The sequence below is a fragment of the Pseudonocardia sp. 73-21 genome, assembly GCF_001899645.1.
Classification (GTDB): Bacteria; Actinomycetota; Actinomycetes; order Mycobacteriales; family Pseudonocardiaceae; genus Pseudonocardia.
Window position 1 is genome coordinate 57,387 of sequence record NZ_MKVV01000016.1, and the last position, 19,536, is coordinate 76,922.

The following is a 19,536-nucleotide window of genomic DNA, read 5'->3' on the forward strand; positions in this document are numbered from 1 at the left end:
GCCCGATGACGTCCACGAGAAAGACGGTGCAGGGCCTCGTGTTCGTCGCGGTGCTCCTGCTGCTGGTGGGTCTCGCCATCGGCAAGTACGTCGGCGTGTTCCAGAGCGGCATCCCGGTCACGCTGAAGGTCGACCGGATCGGCAACCAGCTCGCCGACGGCGGCGACGTCAAGGTGCGCGGGCTGATCGTCGGCAGCATCAAGCAGGTCAGCACGACCGGCGACGGCGCCACGGTGCAGCTGAGCATCGACCCGAAGATGGCCGACCAGATCCCGGCCGACGTCACGGCGCGGCTGCTGCCCAAGACGCTGTTCGGCGAGAAGTACGTGTCGCTCGTGCCGCCGGCCGATGCCGGCCGCGCGCGGATCGCCGCCGGCGACGTGATCGGCGAGGACCGCAGCCAGTCCGCCCGCGAGGTGGACCAGGTGCTCAACGACCTGCTGCCCCTGCTCCAGGCGGTCAAGCCGGACAAGCTCGCCACCACGCTCGGCTCGCTCTCGCAGGCGCTGCAGGGCCGGGGTACCGAGCTGGGGCAGACGCTCGTGGGCCTCAACACCCTGCTCAACGGCGTCAATCCGTCGATCCCGGACCTGCAGGCCGACGTCACGCAGCTGGCCGACTTCGCCGACAACCTGTCGCAGGCGAGCCCCGACCTGCTCAACGCGCTCAACGACTTCACGGTCACCAGCAAGACGATCGTGGAGAAGAAGGACGGCATCAGCGACCTGCTCTCCACGCTGACCGGCGCGTCCGACGACCTGAACGCCTTCCTCGACGCCAACGGCGAGAACCTCATCGGCCTGACGGCCACCAGCCGCCCGACCCTGGCCACCCTGGCGCGCTACGCCCCCGAGTTCCCGTGCCTGTTCGGGCAGCTCTCGGACATCATCCCGCGCGTCGACGCCGTGTTCGGCAAGGGAACCAACGAGCCGGGGGTCCACATCACGGCCGAGATCGTGAACAACCGGGGCAAGTACGTGCCGGGCGAGGAGCCCAGGTACCTCGACGACCGCGGCCCCCGCTGCTACCCGATCGTCGTGCCGGGCCCGCAGTTCCCGCCGGACGGCCCGTTCCGGGACGGCTCGAAGACACCGACCCCGCCGGTCGGCACACCCGGGCCCGGGTACACCGGCATCGGTCGGATCCCGCCCGACTACAGCGCACTGCCGAACGGAACGGGGGCGAACGGGTCCGGGGCCAAGCCCGCCCGCTACGACATGGGCGTGCCCAACTCGCCCGGCGAGCGCCAGGTCGTCAACGAACTGGTGGCGGCCCAGCAGGGCACGTCACCGCAGGCCGTCCCGAACTGGAGCACGATGCTCGTCGGTCCGCTCTACCGCGGCTCGGAGGTGACGCTGACATGAGCAGGGTCCCTCTCGCACCACTGATCAAGTTCCTGGTGTTCGCCGTGGTCACGGCCCTGGCCACCACGGTGCTCGCCCTCACGATCGCCAACGCCCAGGGCACGACGCGCGCCAACTACAGCGCGATGTTCACCGACGCCTCGGGCCTGCTGACCGGCGACGACGTCCGCATCGCGGGGGTCGTGGTCGGCAGCGTCGACAAGGTCGAGATCGCGGACCGCACGATGGCGAAGGTCGACTTCAGCGTCGACTCGACGCAGGCGCTGCCCTCCACGGTCACCGCGTCGATCCTGTACAAGAACCTCATCGGCCAGCGGTTCCTCTCGCTGGCGCAGGGCACCACGCGCGTCCGGAACGCGGCGATGCAGACCGGGCCGAACGCGCCCGCGCCCGCCGCGCCCTCCGGCCGGCTGGCCGAGGGCGCCACGATCCCGGTCGACCGCACCACCCCGCCGCTGAACCTGACGACGCTGTTCAACGGTTTCCAGCCGTTGTTCACCGCGCTGGACCCCCAGCAGGTGAACACGCTGTCGATGGAGATCGTCCAGGTCCTGCAGGGCCAGGGCGGCACGGTGGAGAACCTGCTGGCCAGCACGTCCTCGCTGACCAACACGATCGCCGACCGCGACCAGGTCGTCGGGCAGGTGATCGACAACCTCAACTCGGTCCTCGGCACCATCAACTCCCGCGACGACCAGCTGTCGGACCTGATCACCTCGCTGCAGCGGCTCGTGTCCGGGTTGGCGCAGGACCGGAAGCCGATCGGCCAGGCCATCGCCTCGGTCGGGGACCTGACCCAGGTCACCGCGGGCTTCCTCGACGACGCCCGCGCACCGCTCAAGCAGGACATCGCGGCGCTCGGCAGGCTGTCCACCCAGCTCGACATCGCCAAGCCCACGCTGCAGACGTTCCTCACCACCGCGCCGGGCAAGCTCAACACCATCTCCCGCGCCGCCAGCTACGGCAGCTGGTTCCAGTTCTACGTCTGCGGGCTGTCGGGGTCGGTCGGGATCGGTGGTCTCGTCCCGGCGCAGAACATCCCGCTGTTCAAGTCCGACGCGCCGCGTTGCGGGGCGGACCCCAGCGGGTCCGGCGGGCAGTCGCCGCCCCTGCTGCCGGGCCTGCCCTCCCTGCCGGCGCCGCCCACCTCACTTCCCCAGCCCTCGGTGGCTCCCGTCCTGCCCCTGCTGGGAGGTGGATGACATGGCTCTCCCCGGAGCCGGGCGACCGGTCCCCCTGGCGGTCGCCGGTATCGCCCTGATCCTCGTGATCACGTTCGTCGCCTTCAACATCACGACCCTGTTCGGCGGCGGCACCACCTACAAGGCGGAGTTCTCGGAGGCCGCCGGCCTGCAGGCCGGCGACAAGGTGACCATCGCCGGCGTCGAGGCGGGTCGGGTCGACTCCGTGAAGCTCGACGGCAACAAGGTGCTGGTCGCGTTCGACGTGCAGAACGCCTGGATCGGTGACGCCACCACCGCGTCGATCGAGATCCGCACGCTGCTCGGGGCCAAGTACCTGTCCCTGGACCCGCGAGGTCGCGACGATCAAGCCCCGGACCAGCCGATCCCGCTGGCCCGCACCGCCTCGCCGCTCGACGTCGTCGCCGCGTTCAACGGGCTGTCCGGGACGATCGACCAGATCGACACGAAGCAGCTCGCCACGAGTCTGAGCACGCTGGCCGACACGTTCCGGGACACCCCCGATGACGTCCGCGGCGCCCTGGACGGCCTCTCGCGGCTGTCCACGACGATCGCGAGCCGCGACGACCAGATCAAGCAGCTGCTCGCCGGCACCCGCAACCTCTCCACCGTGCTCGCGGACCGCAGCGGCGACGTCCAGAAGCTCCTCTCGGACGGCAACCTGCTGCTCGGTGAGCTCCAGCAGCGCGAGGACGCGATCGCGAACCTGCTCGACGGCACCCGGAAGCTCTCCGAGCAGCTGTCCGGGCTCGTCGCCGACAACCAGGAGCAGCTGCGGCCGACCCTGGAGACGCTCTCGCGGGTGGTCGACGTCCTGCAGCGCAACCAGGACAACCTGGCCAACACGATCAAGAACGAGGCCACCTTCGTGCGTCTGTTCTCCAACGCGGTCGGCAACGGTCGCTGGTTCGACAGCTACCTCTGCGGTCTGCTGCCGACGCCCAGCATCGGTCCGCTGAACCCGGGTGGGTGCTGACCATGGGACTCTCCGTCACCGACCGCCGCCAGATGCAGTTCGTCGGGCTCGCCGCCGTGCTCGCCGTGCTGATCGCCGCCGGCGTCTGGGTGGTCGCCGCCGGCACCGGCGGCAGGCACGTCACCGCCTACTTCAGCAACGCCTCCGCACTGTTCGAGGACAACCAGGTCGAGATCCTCGGCGTGCCCGTCGGCAAGATCGACAAGATCACCCCCGAGGGTAAGCAGGTGCGCGTCGACATGACGATCACCGACAAGAACGTCAAGCTCCCGGCGAACGTGAACGCCGTGGTGATCTCGCCCAGCCTGGTCACCGGCCGCTACGTGCAGTTCACGCCGGCCTACGACGGCGGACCGGAGCTCGCCGACGGGGCGACGATCCCGATCGCGCGCACCGCCGTCCCGCTCGGCGTCGACGACCTGGCCCGCACGGCCACCCAGCTCTCGCAGGCCCTCGGCCCGAACGGGGCCAACAAGACCGGGGCCCTCAACGACCTGCTCGACGTCGGGGCGAAGAACCTCGACGGCAACGGGCAGGCCCTCAACACCACGATCACGAAGCTGGGCGACCTGTCGGGCACCCTCGCCGGATCCAGCGACGACCTGTTCGGCACGGTCACCCAGTTGGAGAAGTTCACCTCCGTCCTGGCCCAGAACGACGGTCAGGTCCGTGAGTTCAACGGCCGGCTCGCCGACGTCTCGGGCTTCCTCGCCGGACAGCGCACCGAGCTCGGGTCGGCCCTGAGCCAGCTCGGCCCGGCGCTCGCCGACGTGTCCCGCTTCGTGAAGGACAACCGGTCGGCGCTGAAGAGCAACGTCGACGGGCTGAGCGACGTGACGGCCACCCTGGTGGACCAGCAGAAGGCGCTCACCGAGGTGCTCGACGTGGCCCCCGCCGCCGTCAACAACCTGGTCAACACCTACAACGGCAGCTCGGGCACGCTCGACACCCGGCCCGACATCAACGAGCTGACCCAGCCACCGCTGATCGCGGTCTGCCAGCTGCTCACGAAGGCCACGTCGCCGGGGGACATCCCGTCCACCGTCAAGACGCTCTGCGACGCGGCCGGGCCGATCATCTCGGGCGCGGTGCCGCTGCCCAGCGCCGCGCAGGTGCTCACCGCGCTCTACGCGGGCCAGGCTCCGCCGGTGCCCGGGCTGGCACTGCCGACCGTCCCCGCGCCGGCCGCGGGTTCGGCCCCGGCCTCCAGCGGGGTCGCGCAGGCCCCGGCGGCCAAGACCCCGGCCGCGGGCACCACGGCCCCGTCGTCCGGCCTGCCGTTGCTCGGCTCGCTCCTGGGAGGGGGCAACTGATGAGTCGCCTCACGAACGTCCGTACGGCGCGCGCCGTCGCCGCCCTCACCGTCGTCACGCTCGCGACGAGCGGCTGCTCGGTGCTGGGCGGGGGACTGCGCGGGGTCGACCTGCCCGGTGGCGCCGCCCTCGGCGACAACCCGTACACGGTGTCGATCGAGTTCCCGGACGTGGTCGACCTCGTCCCCGAGTCGCTGGTGAAGGTCGCCGACGTCTCGGTCGGATCGGTCTCCGACATCTCCGTGGATCCCGCGACCTGGAACGCGATCGTCACGGTGAAGGTCAACCGGGACGTGAAGCTGCCGGCCAACGCCGACGCCGAGGTCCGCACCACCAGCCTGCTGGGCGAGAAGTTCGTCGAGCTCTCGCCGCCCACGCAGGGGGCCACCGGCTCGCTCGCCGACGGCGCGCGGATCCCGGTGCAGCGCGCCGGGCGCTCGGCCGAGGTCGAGGAGGTCCTCGGGGCCCTGTCGATGCTCCTCAACGGCGGCGGCGTCGCCCAGATCAAGACGATCTCCACCGAGCTGAACAAGGCGCTGGTCGGCAACGAGCCGCAGATCCGGTCGCTGCTCGCGAACCTGGACACGCTCGTCGGCGCGCTCGACGACAAGAAGTCCGAGATCACCCGGGCGCTGGACAGCCTCAACCGGCTCTCGGCCACGCTCGACGCCCGCCGCGACCAGATCACCAACGCGCTGAACAACCTCTCGCCCGGGCTCAAGGAGCTCGAGAACCAGCGCACCCAGCTCGTGGACCTGCTGCAGTCGCTCGACCGCCTGTCCGGTGTCGCGACCGACGTGGTGAACCGCAGCCGGGACGACACGCTCGCCGATCTGCGGTCGCTCCAGCCCACCCTGTCCAAGCTGGCGGAGTCGGGTCAGGACCTGCCGAACTCCCTGCAGATCCTCGGGAGCTTCCCGTTCACCGATGCCGCGCAGCAGGCCATCGCCGGTGACTACGCGAACCTCTACGTCAAGGCGGACCTCGACCTCAAGGACCTCCTCGACAACCTGGCCCGTTCCAACCAGCCGTTCCCGGGGCCGGACACACCGCTGTTCGGGCAGCTGCCGCCCACCGCGCAGGTGCTCGGGCCGCTGCTGGGCAGCAGCAGCGGCACCCCGAACTTCCCCCTGCTCGGGCCGGCCCCGACGCCGCTGACGGGTGCGGACGCCAACAACCCGCCGCCCACCCGGCTGCCGGCGACCCCGACCCCCACTCCGACCAGGGCCCCCAGCTCGGGCGGCCTGCTCGGCGGACTCCTCGGAGGTGGCTCGTGATGTCCCGTCGGGTTCGGCTGCAGCTGCTGGGACTGGCCCTCATCGCGGTGGTCGGCGTCGGCTACGTCGGGGTGCGGTACGCCAACCTCGGCTCGCTGCTGGGCGCCACCACCTACCCGGTCACGATGAAGCTCGCCGACTCCGGCGGCATCTTCACCGGAGCCGACGTCACCTACCGGGGCGTCAGCGTCGGCCGGGTCGGCCCCCTGACCCTCACCGCCGACGGGGTGGACGTCCAGCTCGACATCAACAAGAGCGCACCCGAGATCCCGGCCGACGCGAGCGCCGCGGTGCGCAACCTGTCCGCCATCGGTGAGCAGTACGTCGACCTGCAGCCCGCCAGCGACGGCGGGAAGATGCTGGCCGACGGTTCGGTCATCCCGGTGGCCCGCACGACGGTGCCGGTCTCGGTCGAGGACCTCGTCGTGAGCCTCGACGACTTCGTGAAGACGGTGCCGCTGGACTCCCTGCGCACCGTGGTCGACCAGCTGGGCACGGCGTTCGCCAACACGGCACAGCCGCTGCAGCGGCTGCTCGACACGTCCAACGAGTTCACGAAGGCGGCGCAGGACGCACTGCCGCAGACCACGGCCCTGCTCCGCGACGGCCGCACGGTGCTCACCACGCAGAACGACACGTCCGGCCAGTTCAAGGACTTCAGCCGGAGCCTGGCGCAGCTGGCCGCACAGCTGAAGACCTCGGACCCGGACCTGCGCACGGTCATCGACAACGGTCCGGAGGCGGGCCGCCAGATCACCGGCCTGCTCGACGAGAGCGGGTCCGGCCTCGGCGACGTGATCTCCAACCTGCTCGTCGTGTCCACGATCGCGCAACCGCGTCAGGCCAACCTCAGCCAGATCCTCACCGCCTACCCCGGGATCGCGGCCGACGCCGCGACGGTCGTGCCCGGTGACGGCACCGCCCACCTGGGCCTGGCGCTCAACATCTTCGACCCCTATCCGTGCGCGCAGGGGTACGAGGGCACCACACGGCGCTCGGGCGCGGACGTCGCGGACACCCCCGTGAACGCCGGCGCCTACTGCGCCGAGCCCCCCGGAAGCCCGAGCGACGTCCGCGGGGCGCAGAATGTTCCCGACGCCGCCACCCCCAAGCCGGCGCCGGGTACCCGGAGCCGTGGCGCGGCCCCTGTTCCGTTCGGTAGTGAGAGCGCGACCGTGGACTCGGCTCCCCCGTTGAGTTCACTCGCGCAGATCCTGTTGCCCTGACCTTCCCCAGAGGTCGGGCGGCTGTTTGGAGCCCCCCATGACGGTTCTCGACGACGACCTTCGTCCCAATGGTCTCGACGCCCCGGAGGCCGCTGAGAAGCGGCCGCCCCGGATCACGCCGCGACGGGCCCTCACGGTGCTCGTGGCCCTCGCGGCCGTGGCCGCGGTCGTGCTCGGGCTTCTCTGGGTGCTGGCGCTGAACAGCAGCTCCCTGGCCCTAGCGCGGGACCGGGACGCGGCGCTGGTCGCAGCCCAGCAGGCCGCGGTGGCGCTGAACACGCTCAACTACAAGGACGTCGACAACGGGCTCAACCAGTGGGAGCAGGTCTCCACGGGATCGGTCCTCGACGAGTTCAAGCAGAACCGCGCCGAGTACGCCAAGGCCGTCGGTGACTCCAAGCGGGCCACCGTGGCCACGGTGCCGTCCGCCGCGGTCAGCGAGCTCGACGAGCGGGCCGGTATCGCCCGGGTTCTGGTCGGGGTGGACGTGACCGTCACCCCCGAGGGCCAGCAGCCCACCCTCACCCGGCAGCGCCTCCAGATGGAGATGACGCGCACCGACGCCGGTTGGAAGGTCAGCAAGCTCAGCCCCGTCCGGTCGCCCACCACCGGCAGCTGATCCACGTCATCAGTTCTGCCAGGTCGCCGAGACCAGGAGGTCCCGCAATGCCGTCCACCCCCAGCACGCCCGCCACGCCCCACCGCCGTCGCGCCGCGGGGATCCGCAGGCCCCGCGTCGCCGGCCGCGCCCCCGTCGCCGCCCGCCCCGTCTCGGACGAGGAGGACGTCCGGCTCGACGACGCGGGCGGGGACCCCGGTCACGACGCGGGGGGGCACGCCACCGCCTCCGGCCGGGTCGGGCTGCTGAAGCGCACGGTCGTGGATCCGGAGACCACCGAGGACGGGACCGCCGAGCACGCGGTCGACGCCGACGCCGACGCCGACGCCTCCCGGCCCACCGGGAAGCGGGGGCTGGGCAACCGGCTGCGGCGTCCCCGCACCGGGGAGCGCCGCCGCCGCACCGTTCCCACCCTCGTCCTGGCCGGGCTGCTGGTGGTGCTGACCGCGGCCGCCGTCTTCTTCGGCATCGCGGGCGCCGCGCTGCGGAGCACTCCGGCCGCGCAGAACACCGCGCTCGTGGACGTCGGCGCCACCGCGCAGGTCACGCAGCAGCTCGGGGACGCGGTGAAGACCGTGTACTCCTACGACTTCGCGCGCCTGGACCAGAACGAGGCGGCCGCCCGCGCGGTGATCCTCCCGAGCTTCGAGGCCCAGTACAACCAGCTGTTCGGGCAGGTCCGCAAGCTCGCTCCCCAGCAGCAGGCCGTGGTCACGGCCACGATCGCCACCTCGGCGGTGCGGGAGATCGACGGGGACAAGGCCGTCGTCGTGATCTTCCTGGACCAGCAGGTCACCCGCGCGCAGGCGGGCAACCAGCCCCAGCAGCTGGCCGCCGCCGGCCGGCTCACCGTCACGGGCCAGCTCGTCGACGGCACCTGGAAGATCTCCGACGTCCAGGCCGACTAGGGGAGCGGGGGCCGCGCGCCGGCCCCCTCCCCGGGTCCCGTAGCATCGGGACCGGTTCCACCGAAGACCGCAGGTCTGTGCCCGGCTCGCCGGGCGCACGAAGGCTCCGCAACAGCGGACGACCCGCGCAGGAGGACGAGGTCATCGACGCGTCTGCGCGTCGCCACGCCCCGTGCGCTCCTGCGCCGGGGCGTTTCTGCTTCCCGGGTTCGTCGCGGTGGATCAGCTGTCACGACAACTGTCTGGCACGACAACCGAGAGGAGGCACAGGATGGCCCGATCCGACAAGGTCACGGCGGTCGCGGAGATCGCCGACAAGTTCCGGGGCGCGTCCGCCTCGGTGGTCACCGAGTACCGCGGCCTCACGATGACCCAGCTGACCGCCCTGCGCGGTTCGCTGGGTGACGACGCCACCTACCGCGTCGCCAAGAACACGCTGATCAAGCGTGCGGCGGAGGACGCCGGCGTCGAGGGTCTCGAGCAGCTGCTCGTCGGCCCCACGGCGATCGCGTTCGTCACCGGCGAGCCCGTCAACGCCGCCAAGGCGCTGCGGGACTTCGCGAAGGCCAACCAGGGCCTGGTGATCAAGGGTGGCTTCATGGACGGTCGCGCGCTGACCGTCGCCGAGGTCAACTCGCTCGCCGACCTCGAGTCGCGCGAGGTGCTGCTGGCCAAGCTGGCCGGCGCGATGAAGGCGAACCTGTCCAAGGCCGCCGGTCTCTTCGCCGCTCCGGCGTCGCAGGTCGCCCGCCTCGCCCAGGCTCTGGCCGACAAGCGTGCGGAGGAGGGTGGTCCGGCTGCTGTCGACACGGCCGCCCCCGAGGCTGCTGACACCACCGAGGCTCCGGCCGACGCCGAGAGCTGACCTTCACCCCCACCGCCGTTAGAACACTGAGAGAAGAGGACGCCACCATGGCGAAGCTGTCCACCGACGACCTGCTCGAGGCCTTCAAGGACCTCACCCTGATCGAGCTGTCGGAGTTCGTGAAGAAGTTCGAGGAGACCTTCGACGTCACCGCGGCCGCCCCGGTCGCCGTCGCCGCCGGTCCCGCCGCGGGCGGCGCCGCCGCTCCCGCCGAGGAGGAGAAGGACGAGTTCAACGTCGTCCTCGACGCCGCGGGTGACAAGAAGATCCAGGTCATCAAGGTCGTCCGCGAGCTCGTCTCGGGCCTGGGCCTCAAGGAGGCCAAGGACCTCGTCGAGGCGGCCCCCAAGCCGATCCTCGAGGGCGTCGACAAGGCGGCCGCCGACGCGGCCAAGGCCAAGCTCGAGGAGGCCGGCGCGAAGGTCAGCCTGAGCTGACGTCTCGCCCGCTCCACCCCGAACGGCACGTTCGTCGCGCACCCTGCGGCGGGCGTGCCGTTCGTCGTTGCCGGATCGTTGCCGAGCCCACCCGGCCGGGTGCGGTCCGGCCGGCCGCGAACCCGGTTGCTCACCGTGACATGCCACCGGTGGCACCACCGGCCGGCGACGAGGGGACCACGGCCCGGCGGTGATCCCGTGACCGGAGCGGCCCGGCAGGCGGTCGACCTGCGGAGTCGAGGTCGGGGCCGGCCACGGGGATCCACCTGCCGTTCACCGAAAAGTGCCGGTCGTCCTGCCCGGAGGACCACTTACCGACGCGTAGAGGCTTGACTCGGTGCGCCTGTCACGTCACTCTTAGGTCTCGATGGTTGCCTTGGTGACCCGTCTCGACAGCCGCTGCGTTTGCAGCTAGACTGCCTCTTTGCGCTGCCTCCGTCCAGCTTTGCGCGCGCACAGATGGCTCCCCGGGATTCCGGACCGCTCTCTGGCTCGCGCCGGGCTGGTCGGAGGCCGCGTCCTGACAACAGACGGTGTGCACCGGAACGATCCGCATCCGCCTCGCAGTCGGCCCGGACCTCCCGCCCGGGTCGATCACGGGAACGGTAGCGCGCTGGGCCCGGTGCCCGCCAGACGAGAGCGCAGTTCCGGAAGGACGCATCTTGGCATCGCCGCACGCCACCAAGACCCTCGCGACCACCTCGGACCACCTGAACCTCCCCGGTGCACCCACCCGCGTTTCGTTCGCGAAGATCCGCGAGCCGCTCCGGGTGCCCGATCTGCTCGACCTGCAGACGCAGTCGTTCGAGTGGCTCGTGGGCGACGAGGCGTGGTTCCAGCGGAGGATCGACGCAGGCGACGAGAACCCGATGGGCGGTCTCGAGGACATCCTCACCGAGATCTCGCCCATCGAGGACTTCTCGGGCTCCATGTCCCTCTCCTTCTCCGATCCTCGTTTCGACGAGGTCAAGGCGTCGGAGGAGGAGTGCAAGGACAAGGACATGACCTACGCGGCTCCGCTGTTCGTCACCGCGGAGTTCACCAACAACACCACCGGTGAGATCAAGAGCCAGACCGTCTTCATGGGTGACTTCCCCGTGATGACGAGCAAGGGCACCTTCATCATCAACGGCACCGAGCGTGTCGTCGTGTCGCAGCTCGTCCGGTCCCCGGGCGTCTACTTCGACCACGCCATCGACAAGACCACCGAGAAGGACGTCTACTCGGTCAAGGTCATCCCGAGCCGCGGTGCCTGGCTCGAGTTCGACGTCGACAAGCGCGACACCGTCGGTGTCCGCATCGACCGCAAGCGTCGCCAGCCGGTCACGGTGCTGCTGAAGGCACTGGGGTGGACCACCGAGCAGATCGCCGCGCGTTTCGGGTTCTCCGAGACGATGCTCGCCACGCTCGAGAAGGACCACACCGCCGGGCAGGACGAGGCCCTGCTCGACATCTACCGCAAGCTGCGCCCGGGCGAGCCGCCCACCCGCGAGAGCGCGCAGACGCTCCTGGAGAACCTGTTCTTCAAGGACAAGCGCTACGACCTCGCGAAGGTGGGCCGCTACAAGGTCAACAAGAAGCTGGGTCTCACCACGCCCAACCCGGTCGGCACGCTGACCGAGGACGACATCGCCACCACCATCGAGTACCTCGTCCGGCTGCACGCCGGCGAGACCGAGATGACGGTCGGCGCGGTCGAGGGCGAGGAGGGGTCGGGCATCACGATCCCCGTCGAGACCGACGACATCGACCACTTCGGCAACCGTCGCCTGCGCACCGTGGGCGAGCTGATCCAGAACCAGATCCGGGTCGGCCTCTCGCGCATGGAGCGTGTCGTCCGCGAGCGGATGACCACGCAGGACGTCGAGGCGATCACGCCGCAGACCCTGATCAACATCCGGCCCGTCGTGGCGGCGATCAAGGAGTTCTTCGGCACGTCGCAGCTGTCGCAGTTCATGGACCAGACCAACCCCCTCGCGGGCCTGACGCACAAGCGTCGCCTGTCCGCGCTGGGCCCGGGTGGCCTGTCCCGTGAGCGCGCCGGCTTCGAGGTCCGCGACGTGCACCCCAGCCACTACGGCCGGATGTGCCCGATCGAGACCCCTGAGGGCCCGAACATCGGCCTGATCGGTTCGCTCGCGAGCTTCGCGCAGGTCAACCCGTTCGGTTTCATCCAGTCGCCGTACCGCAAGGTCGTCGACGGCCGGGCCACCGACCAGATCGACTACCTCACGGCCGACGAGGAGGACCGCTTCATCATCGCGCAGGCCAACGAGCCCCTCGATGACGACGGCAACTTCATCGGCGAGCGCGTGCTGGTGCGCCGCAAGGGCGGGGACGTCGACTACATCCCGCCGACGCAGGTCGACTACATCGACGTCTCGCCGCGCCAGATGGTGTCGGTCGCCACGGCGATGATCCCGTTCCTCGAGCACGACGACGCGAACCGCGCCCTCATGGGCGCCAACATGCAGCGTCAGTCCGTCCCGCTGCTGCGCAGCGAGTCGCCGCTGGTCGGCACGGGCATGGAGCTGCGTGCGGCCGTCGACGCGGGCGACGTGGTCGTCAACGAGAAGGCCGGCATCGTCGAGGAGCTGTGCGCCGACTTCATCACGGTCATGGCCGACGACGGCGCGCGCCGCACCTACCGGCTGCACAAGTTCCGCCGCAGCAACCAGGGCACGTGCACCAACCAGAAGCCCATCGTGGAGGAGGGTGCGCGCGTCGAGGTCGGCCAGGTGCTGGCCGACGGCCCGTGCACCGAGCTCGGCGAGATGGCCCTGGGCAAGAACCTGCTCGTGGCGATCATGCCGTGGGAGGGCCACAACTACGAGGACGCGATCATCCTCTCCCAGCGCCTGGTGCAGGACGACGTGCTCACGTCGATCCACATCGAGGAGCACGAGATCGACGCCCGCGACACCAAGCTGGGCGCCGAGGAGATCACCCGGGACATCCCGAACGTCTCCGAGGAGGTGCTCGCCGACCTCGACGAGCGCGGCATCATCCGGATCGGTGCCGAGGTCCAGCCCGGCGACATCCTGGTCGGCAAGGTCACGCCCAAGGGCGAGACGGAGCTGACCCCGGAGGAGCGCCTGCTCCGCGCGATCTTCGGTGAGAAGGCGCGCGAGGTGCGCGACACCTCGCTCAAGGTGCCCCACGGCGAGACCGGCAAGGTCATCGGCATCCGGGTCTTCTCCCGCGACGACGAGGACGAGCTGGCGCCCGGCGTCAACGAGCTGGTCCGCGTCTACGTGGCCCAGAAGCGCAAGATCCAGGACGGTGACAAGCTCGCCGGCCGCCACGGCAACAAGGGCGTCATCGGCAAGATCCTCCCCGCCGAGGACATGCCGTTCCTCCCGGACGGCACCCCGGTCGACATCATCCTGAACACGCACGGTGTGCCGCGACGGATGAACATCGGCCAGGTCCTGGAGACCCACCTCGGGTGGATCGCCAAGACGGGCTGGGAGATCGACGGCAAGCCCGAGTGGGCGTCCAAGCTGCCCGAGGAGCTCTACTCCGTGCCCGCCGGTACGAAGACCGCCACCCCGGTCTTCGATGGCGCCAAGGAGCACGAGATCACGGGTCTGCTCGGGTCCACTCTGCCCAACCGCGACGGCGAGCGGATGGTCAAGGGCGACGGCAAGGCGGTCCTGATGGACGGCCGTTCCGGGGAGCCCTACCCGTTCCCGGTGGCCGTCGGCTACATGTACATCCTGAAGCTGCTCCACCTGGTGGACGACAAGATCCACGCTCGGTCCACGGGCCCCTACTCGATGATCACGCAGCAGCCCCTGGGCGGTAAGGCCCAGTTCGGTGGCCAGCGGTTCGGCGAGATGGAGTGCTGGGCGATGCAGGCCTACGGCGCGGCGTACACGCTGCAGGAACTGCTGACGATCAAGTCCGACGACGTCGTGGGCCGGGTCAAGGTCTACGAGGCGATCGTCAAGGGCGAGAACATCCCGGAGCCGGGCATCCCGGAGTCCTTCAAGGTTCTCCTGAAGGAGCTCCAGTCGCTCTGCCTGAACGTCGAGGTGCTCTCCAGCGACGGCGCGGCGATCGAAATGCACGACAGCGACGACGAGGACCTCGAGCGGGCCGCGGCGAACCTGGGCATCAACCTGTCCAGCCGCCCCGGTTCCGAGTCGATGACCGTCGACGACGTTGTCAATTGATGCCAACTGATCCCGCGCCCGAGCCGATTTACGAAGGAACTGAGGACACATAGTGCTCGACGTCAACTTCTTCGACGAACTGCGCATCGGCCTTGCCACCGCGGAGGACATCCGCCAGTGGTCGCACGGTGAGGTCAAGAAGCCCGAGACCATCAACTACCGCACGCTCAAGCCCGAGAAGGACGGACTCTTCTGCGAGAAGATCTTCGGCCCCACCCGGGACTGGGAGTGCTACTGCGGCAAGTACAAGCGCGTCCGCTTCAAGGGCATCATCTGCGAGCGCTGCGGTGTGGAGGTCACGCGCGCCAAGGTGCGTCGTGAGCGGATGGGTCACATCGAGCTGGCCGCACCGGTCACGCACATCTGGTACTTCAAGGGTGTGCCCAGCCGGCTGGGTTACCTGCTCGACCTGGCGCCCAAGGACCTCGAGAAGATCATCTACTTCGCGGCCTACGTGATCACGTCGGTCAACAAGGAGCTGCGGCACAACGACCTGTCCACGCTCGAGACCGAGATGAGCGTGGAGCGCAAGCGGGTCGAGAACCGCCGCGACGGTGACCTGGAGGCCCGGGCCCAGAAGCTCGAGGCCGACATCGCCGAGCTCGAGGCGGAGGGCGCCAAGAGCGACGTCCGGCGCAAGGTCAAGGAGGGTGGCGAGCGCGAGATGCGCCAGCTCCGTGACCGGGCCCAGCGCGAGCTGGACCGGCTCGACGAGATCTGGACCGCGTTCACCAAGCTCGACGTGCAGCAGCTCATCGCCGACGAGTCGATCTACCGGGAGCTCTACGACCGGTACGGCGACTACTTCACCGGCGCCATGGGCGCCGAGGCGATCCAGACGCTGCTGCAGAACTTCGACATCCCGGCCGAGGCCGAGAACCTGCGGGAGACCATCCGCAGCGGCAAGGGGCAGAAGAAGCTCCGTGCCCTCAAGCGCCTCAAGGTCGTCGCGGCGTTCCAGATGACGGGCAACAGCCCCATGGGCATGGTGCTCGACTGCGTCCCGGTCATCCCGCCGGACCTGCGCCCCATGGTGCAGCTCGACGGTGGCCGGTTCGCCACGTCCGACCTCAACGACCTGTACCGCCGCGTGATCAACCGCAACAACCGCCTCAAGCGACTGATCGACCTCGGCGCGCCCGAGATCATCGTCAACAACGAGAAGCGGATGCTGCAGGAGGCCGTCGACGCGCTGTTCGACAACGGCCGCCGCGGCCGGCCGGTGACGGGCCCGGGCAACCGGCCGCTCAAGTCGCTGTCCGACCTGCTCAAGGGCAAGCAGGGCCGGTTCCGCCAGAACCTGCTCGGCAAGCGCGTCGACTACTCCGGCCGTTCGGTCATCGTCGTCGGCCCGCAGCTCAAGCTGCACCAGTGCGGTCTGCCCAAGCAGATGGCGCTGGAGCTGTTCAAGCCGTTCGTCATGAAGCGGCTGGTCGACCTCAACCACGCGCAGAACATCAAGTCCGCGAAGCGCATGGTCGAGCGCGGCCGCTCGCAGGTGTGGGACGTGCTCGAAGAGGTCATCTCCGAGCACCCGGTGCTGCTCAACCGCGCACCGACCCTGCACCGCCTCGGCATCCAGGCCTTCGAGCCGCAGCTGGTGGAGGGCAAGGCCATCCAGCTGCACCCGCTGGTCTGCGAGGCGTTCAACGCCGACTTCGACGGTGACCAGATGGCGGTGCACCTGCCGCTGTCGGCCGAGGCGCAGTCCGAGGCACGTGTGCTGATGCTGTCGTCGAACAACATCCTGTCGCCGGCGTCGGGTCGTCCGCTGGCCATGCCGCGTCTGGACATGGTCACGGGCATCTACCACCTGTCGAAGCTGCGCGAGGGCACGCCCGGCGAGGGTGGCGTCTACGGCACCGTGGCCGAGGCGATCATGGCCTACGACCGCAAGGCGCTCCACCTGCAGGCCCCCATCAAGATCCGCCTGCGCGGTGTGGTCCCCCCGGCCGACGTCGTGCCGGCGCTGGTCGAGAAGGGCTGGCAGCCCGGCGAGCAGTACCTGGCCGAGACCACTCTCGGGCGCGTGCTGTTCAACGAGCTGCTCCCGGTGGACTACCCGTTCGTCAACGAGATCCTGCCGAAGAAGCGTCAGGCCGCGATCATCAACGATCTGGCCGAGCGCTACTCGATGACCGAGGTCGCGCAGTGCCTCGACCGCCTCAAGGACGCCGGCTTCTACTGGGCCACCCGCTCCGGGGTCACGATCGCCATCTCCGATGTCGTCGTGCCGCCGAACAAGCAGGAGATCCTCGACGGCTACGAGGCCAAGGCGCTCCAGGTCGACAAGCGCTACCTGCGCGGGGCCCTGTCCCACCAGGAGCGCAACGACGAGATGGTCAAGATCTGGACCCAGGCGTCCGAAGAGGTCGCCCGGGCCATGGAGGAGAACTTCCCCGAGGACAACCCGATCCCCACGATCGTGGCGTCCGGCGCGGCGGGCAACATGACCCAGGTCCGGCAGCTCGCCGGTATGCGTGGTCTGGTGGCCAACCCGAAGGGTGAGTACATCCCCCGTCCGATCAAGGCCAACTTCCGTGAGGGCCTGTCGGTGCTGGAGTACTTCATCTCCACGCACGGCACGCGCAAGGGCCTCGCCGACACCGCGCTGCGCACCGCCGACTCGGGTTACCTGACCCGTCGTCTGGTGGACGTGTCGCAGGACGTCATCGTCCGCGAGGTCGACTGCGGCACCGAGCGCAGCGTCTCGATGGCGGTCACCGAGGAGGGCGCGGGCGGCAAGCGCATCGCGCACCGCTACATCCGCACGAGCATCTACGCACGGTGCTCCGCGGAGGAGGTCCGCGACGCGGCCGGCAACGTCATCGTCGAGAAGGGTGGCGACCTGGGCGACCCGGCGCTGGCCGCTCTCGTCGAGGCCGGCGTCAAGACCATCAAGGTCCGCAGCCCGCTGACCTGCATGTCCGCCAGCGGCATCTGCGGCATGTGCTACGGCCGCTCGATGGCCACCGGCAAGCTGGTGGACGTCGGCGAGGCCGTCGGCATCGTCGCGGCGCAGTCGATCGGTGAGCCGGGAACCCAGCTCACGATGCGCACCTTCCACACCGGTGGTGTGGCGGGCGACGACATCACCACCGGTCTGCCGCGTGTCCAGGAGCTGTTCGAGGCCCGGGTCCCGAAGGGCATGGCGCCCATCGCCGACGTCGACGGCCGCATCTCCATCGAGGACGGTGACCGCTTCTGGAAGATCACCCTCACCCCGGACGACGGGGGCGAGGAGATCGTCTACGAGAAGCTGTCCAAGCGGCAGTGGCTGGCCATGACGGTGGTCGACGGCCAGGAGCGTCCGCTGGCCGACGGCGACCACGTGCACGTCGGGCAGCTGCTGCTCGAGGGCACGGCCAACCCGCACGAGGTGCTGCGGGTCATGGGTCCGCGCGAGGTGCAGCTGCACCTCACGCGTGAGGTGCAGAAGGTGTACCGCACGCAGAGCGTGGACATCCACGACAAGCACATCGAGGTGATCATCCGGCAGATGCTGCGCCGGGTCACGATCATCGACTCGGGCGCCACGGAGTTCCTGCCCGGCTCGCTCGCCGAGCGCACCGACTTCGAGGCGCAGAACCGGCGTGTCGTGGCCGAGGGCGGCGAGCCCGCCTCCGGTCGTCCGGTGCTCATGGGGATCACGAAGGCCTCGCTGGCCACCGAGTCGTGGCTGTCCGCCGCCTCGTTCCAGGAGACCACCCGGATCCTCACCGATGCCGCGATCAACGGAAAGCGCGACAAGCTCGTCGGGCTCAAGGAGAACGTGATCATCGGAAAGCTGATCCCCGCCGGTACGGGGATCGGCCGGTACCGCAACATCCAGGTGCAGCCCACGGAGGAGGCCCGCGCGGCCGCCTACGCGCTGCCGAGCTACGACGACGGCTACTACAGCCCCGACGTGTTCGGTACGGGCACCGGTGCCGCGGTGCCGCTGGACGACTACGACTTCGGCCGCGACTACCGCTAGGTAGCCCGAGCTCGAAGACGGTCCTGGACGGGGCCGGTCACCTCTCTCCCGTGGAGGTGGCCGGCCCCGTTCGTCGTTCGTCAGGTGGGGGTGCAGTCTGAGCGGAATGCGGCTCCCAGTTCGGCCACCGCCACGTCGGCCTCGGCCAGCAGGCCGGCGAAGACCAGGTAGGCGTGCCACATGCCCGGTTCGCGGCGGTAGGTCACCTCGACGCCGGCAGCCTTCGCCCGGTCGACGAACGCGTCGGCGTCGCCGACCAGGACCTCGTCGGCGCCGGCCACGACGTGCACCGGCGGCAGGCCCGCGAGGTCCGCCTCCAGGGGGCGGAGCTCGGGGGCGTCGGAGCCGGCCCGGTAGTCCTCGGCGGCCAGCGGGAGCCAGTCCGGGTCGAGCATCGCGTCGGTGTCCCTGTTGGCCTGTACGGCGGGGGAGCGCAGGTCGAGGTCGAGCCAGGGGGAGATGAGCCCGATCGATCCGGGGAGCTCCTCGCCGAGCGCGCGCAGGCGCAGCAGCAGGCTCATCGTGAGCCCGCCACCCGCGGAATCCCCGGCCACCGCGATGCGTCGTGCCGGGTGACCCGCGGCGCGCAGTGCGCGGTAGGCCGCCACTGCGTCGTCCAGGGCGGCCGGGAACGGGTGTTCCGGGGCCAGCCGGTAGTCCGGTGCGTGCACCGGGGCGCCCGCGCTCCGGCTGAGACCGGCGAGCAGCGCGAGGTGCGACGCCGGGGAGCCGCTGATGTACCCGCCGCCGTGCAGGTACAGCACCTGCTGCGGCCCGATGGCGTCGGCGGCGGTCACGCGCAGGGTGGGCACCCCGCCCAGCGAGGTGCGGCTGCGGCGGGTCCCGCGGGGCAGGGGCAGCCCGAGGCCCGTGGCCGACAGCAGTCGGCGCCGGACGGGCAGCGGCAGCCGGGGACCGAGCAGGGGGGCGACGACGCCACGCGTCATCAGCCGGACGGCGGATGTGGGCAGATGCACTACCGGAAAGTAGCCACTGGGGCGGAGCGGCAGGAGGGAGGTCAGGTGAACACGACGAACGGGTGGTCAGCCGCGATGAACGGGACCATCTGGCGGTGAAGGGCGGCGAGTCCCTTGCGGCGCGCCCGCTGTTGCGGCACTCTGCCTTCACCGGCAGGTGCTGACCAGTACCCGTTTTGACCCCCATTCCGCGGGGCGGGTACTCTGTGGTCTTGCGC

The 19,536-nt window shown here is 70.0% G+C and carries 13 protein-coding genes; 12 read left to right on the plus strand and 1 reads right to left on the minus strand.

The window, feature by feature from the left end:
* Window positions 1–5 precede the first annotated feature (5 nt).
* The 12 genes from BGP03_RS03380 to BGP03_RS03435 all read left to right on the plus strand — a co-directional run bounded on the left by BGP03_RS03380 (window position 6) and on the right by BGP03_RS03435 (window position 18,341).
* Window positions 6–1,364: an MCE family protein gene (locus BGP03_RS03380; RefSeq protein WP_296369547.1), complete on the plus strand. Its 1,359-nt coding sequence runs from the start codon at window positions 6–8 to the stop codon at window positions 1,362–1,364.
* Window positions 1,361–2,566 (plus strand): MCE family protein, encoded by a 1,206-nt coding sequence (locus BGP03_RS03385; protein WP_298800295.1) that lies wholly within the window; start codon window positions 1,361–1,363, stop codon window positions 2,564–2,566. Before BGP03_RS03380 ends, BGP03_RS03385 begins: the two co-directional genes overlap by 4 nt.
* Window position 2,567: 1 nt before the next feature.
* Window positions 2,568–3,542 (plus strand): MCE family protein, encoded by a 975-nt coding sequence (locus BGP03_RS03390; RefSeq protein ID WP_298800296.1) that lies wholly within the window; start codon window positions 2,568–2,570, stop codon window positions 3,540–3,542.
* A gap of 2 nt (window positions 3,543–3,544) precedes the next feature.
* A complete protein-coding gene (locus BGP03_RS03395; RefSeq protein ID WP_298800297.1) occupies window positions 3,545–4,855 on the plus strand; it encodes an MCE family protein in 1,311 nt (436 codons plus the stop codon).
* Window positions 4,855–6,132 carry an MCE family protein gene (locus tag BGP03_RS03400; protein ID WP_298800298.1) on the plus strand — a complete coding sequence of 426 codons (1,278 nt, stop codon included), beginning with the start codon at window positions 4,855–4,857 and terminating at the stop codon, window positions 6,130–6,132. Before BGP03_RS03395 ends, BGP03_RS03400 begins: the two co-directional genes overlap by 1 nt.
* Window positions 6,132–7,358 (plus strand): MlaD family protein, encoded by a 1,227-nt coding sequence (locus BGP03_RS03405; RefSeq protein ID WP_298800299.1) that lies wholly within the window; start codon window positions 6,132–6,134, stop codon window positions 7,356–7,358. The genes BGP03_RS03400 and BGP03_RS03405 overlap by 1 nt, the downstream gene beginning before the upstream one ends.
* Window positions 7,359–7,395: 37 nt before the next feature.
* The gene (locus BGP03_RS03410) at window positions 7,396–7,977 is read left to right on the plus strand and encodes a hypothetical protein (RefSeq protein ID WP_298800300.1); all 582 of its coding nucleotides are present in this window, start codon (window positions 7,396–7,398) and stop codon (window positions 7,975–7,977) included.
* A gap of 47 nt (window positions 7,978–8,024) precedes the next feature.
* Complete coding sequence (locus tag BGP03_RS03415) at window positions 8,025–8,885, plus strand: hypothetical protein (protein WP_296369560.1); 861 nt, start codon at window positions 8,025–8,027, stop codon at window positions 8,883–8,885.
* 271 nt (window positions 8,886–9,156) lie between these two features.
* Window positions 9,157–9,750: a 50S ribosomal protein L10 gene (gene rplJ, locus BGP03_RS03420; protein WP_296369562.1), complete on the plus strand. Its 594-nt coding sequence runs from the start codon at window positions 9,157–9,159 to the stop codon at window positions 9,748–9,750.
* A gap of 47 nt (window positions 9,751–9,797) precedes the next feature.
* A complete protein-coding gene (gene rplL, locus BGP03_RS03425; RefSeq protein ID WP_296369564.1) occupies window positions 9,798–10,187 on the plus strand; it encodes a 50S ribosomal protein L7/L12 in 390 nt (129 codons plus the stop codon).
* A 662-nt stretch (window positions 10,188–10,849) separates the two neighbouring features.
* The gene (gene rpoB, locus BGP03_RS03430; protein ID WP_298800301.1) at window positions 10,850–14,365 is read left to right on the plus strand and encodes a DNA-directed RNA polymerase subunit beta; all 3,516 of its coding nucleotides are present in this window, start codon (window positions 10,850–10,852) and stop codon (window positions 14,363–14,365) included.
* A 52-nt stretch (window positions 14,366–14,417) separates the two neighbouring features.
* Window positions 14,418–18,341 (plus strand): DNA-directed RNA polymerase subunit beta', encoded by a 3,924-nt coding sequence (locus BGP03_RS03435; protein WP_296369567.1) that lies wholly within the window; start codon window positions 14,418–14,420, stop codon window positions 18,339–18,341.
* 80 nt (window positions 18,342–18,421) lie between these two features.
* Here the strand turns inward: BGP03_RS03435 and BGP03_RS03440 are convergent, their stop codons facing one another.
* The gene (locus BGP03_RS03440) at window positions 18,422–19,318 is read right to left on the minus strand and encodes an alpha/beta hydrolase (protein ID WP_298799139.1); all 897 of its coding nucleotides are present in this window, start codon (window positions 19,316–19,318) and stop codon (window positions 18,422–18,424) included.
* Window positions 19,319–19,536 lie beyond the last annotated feature (218 nt).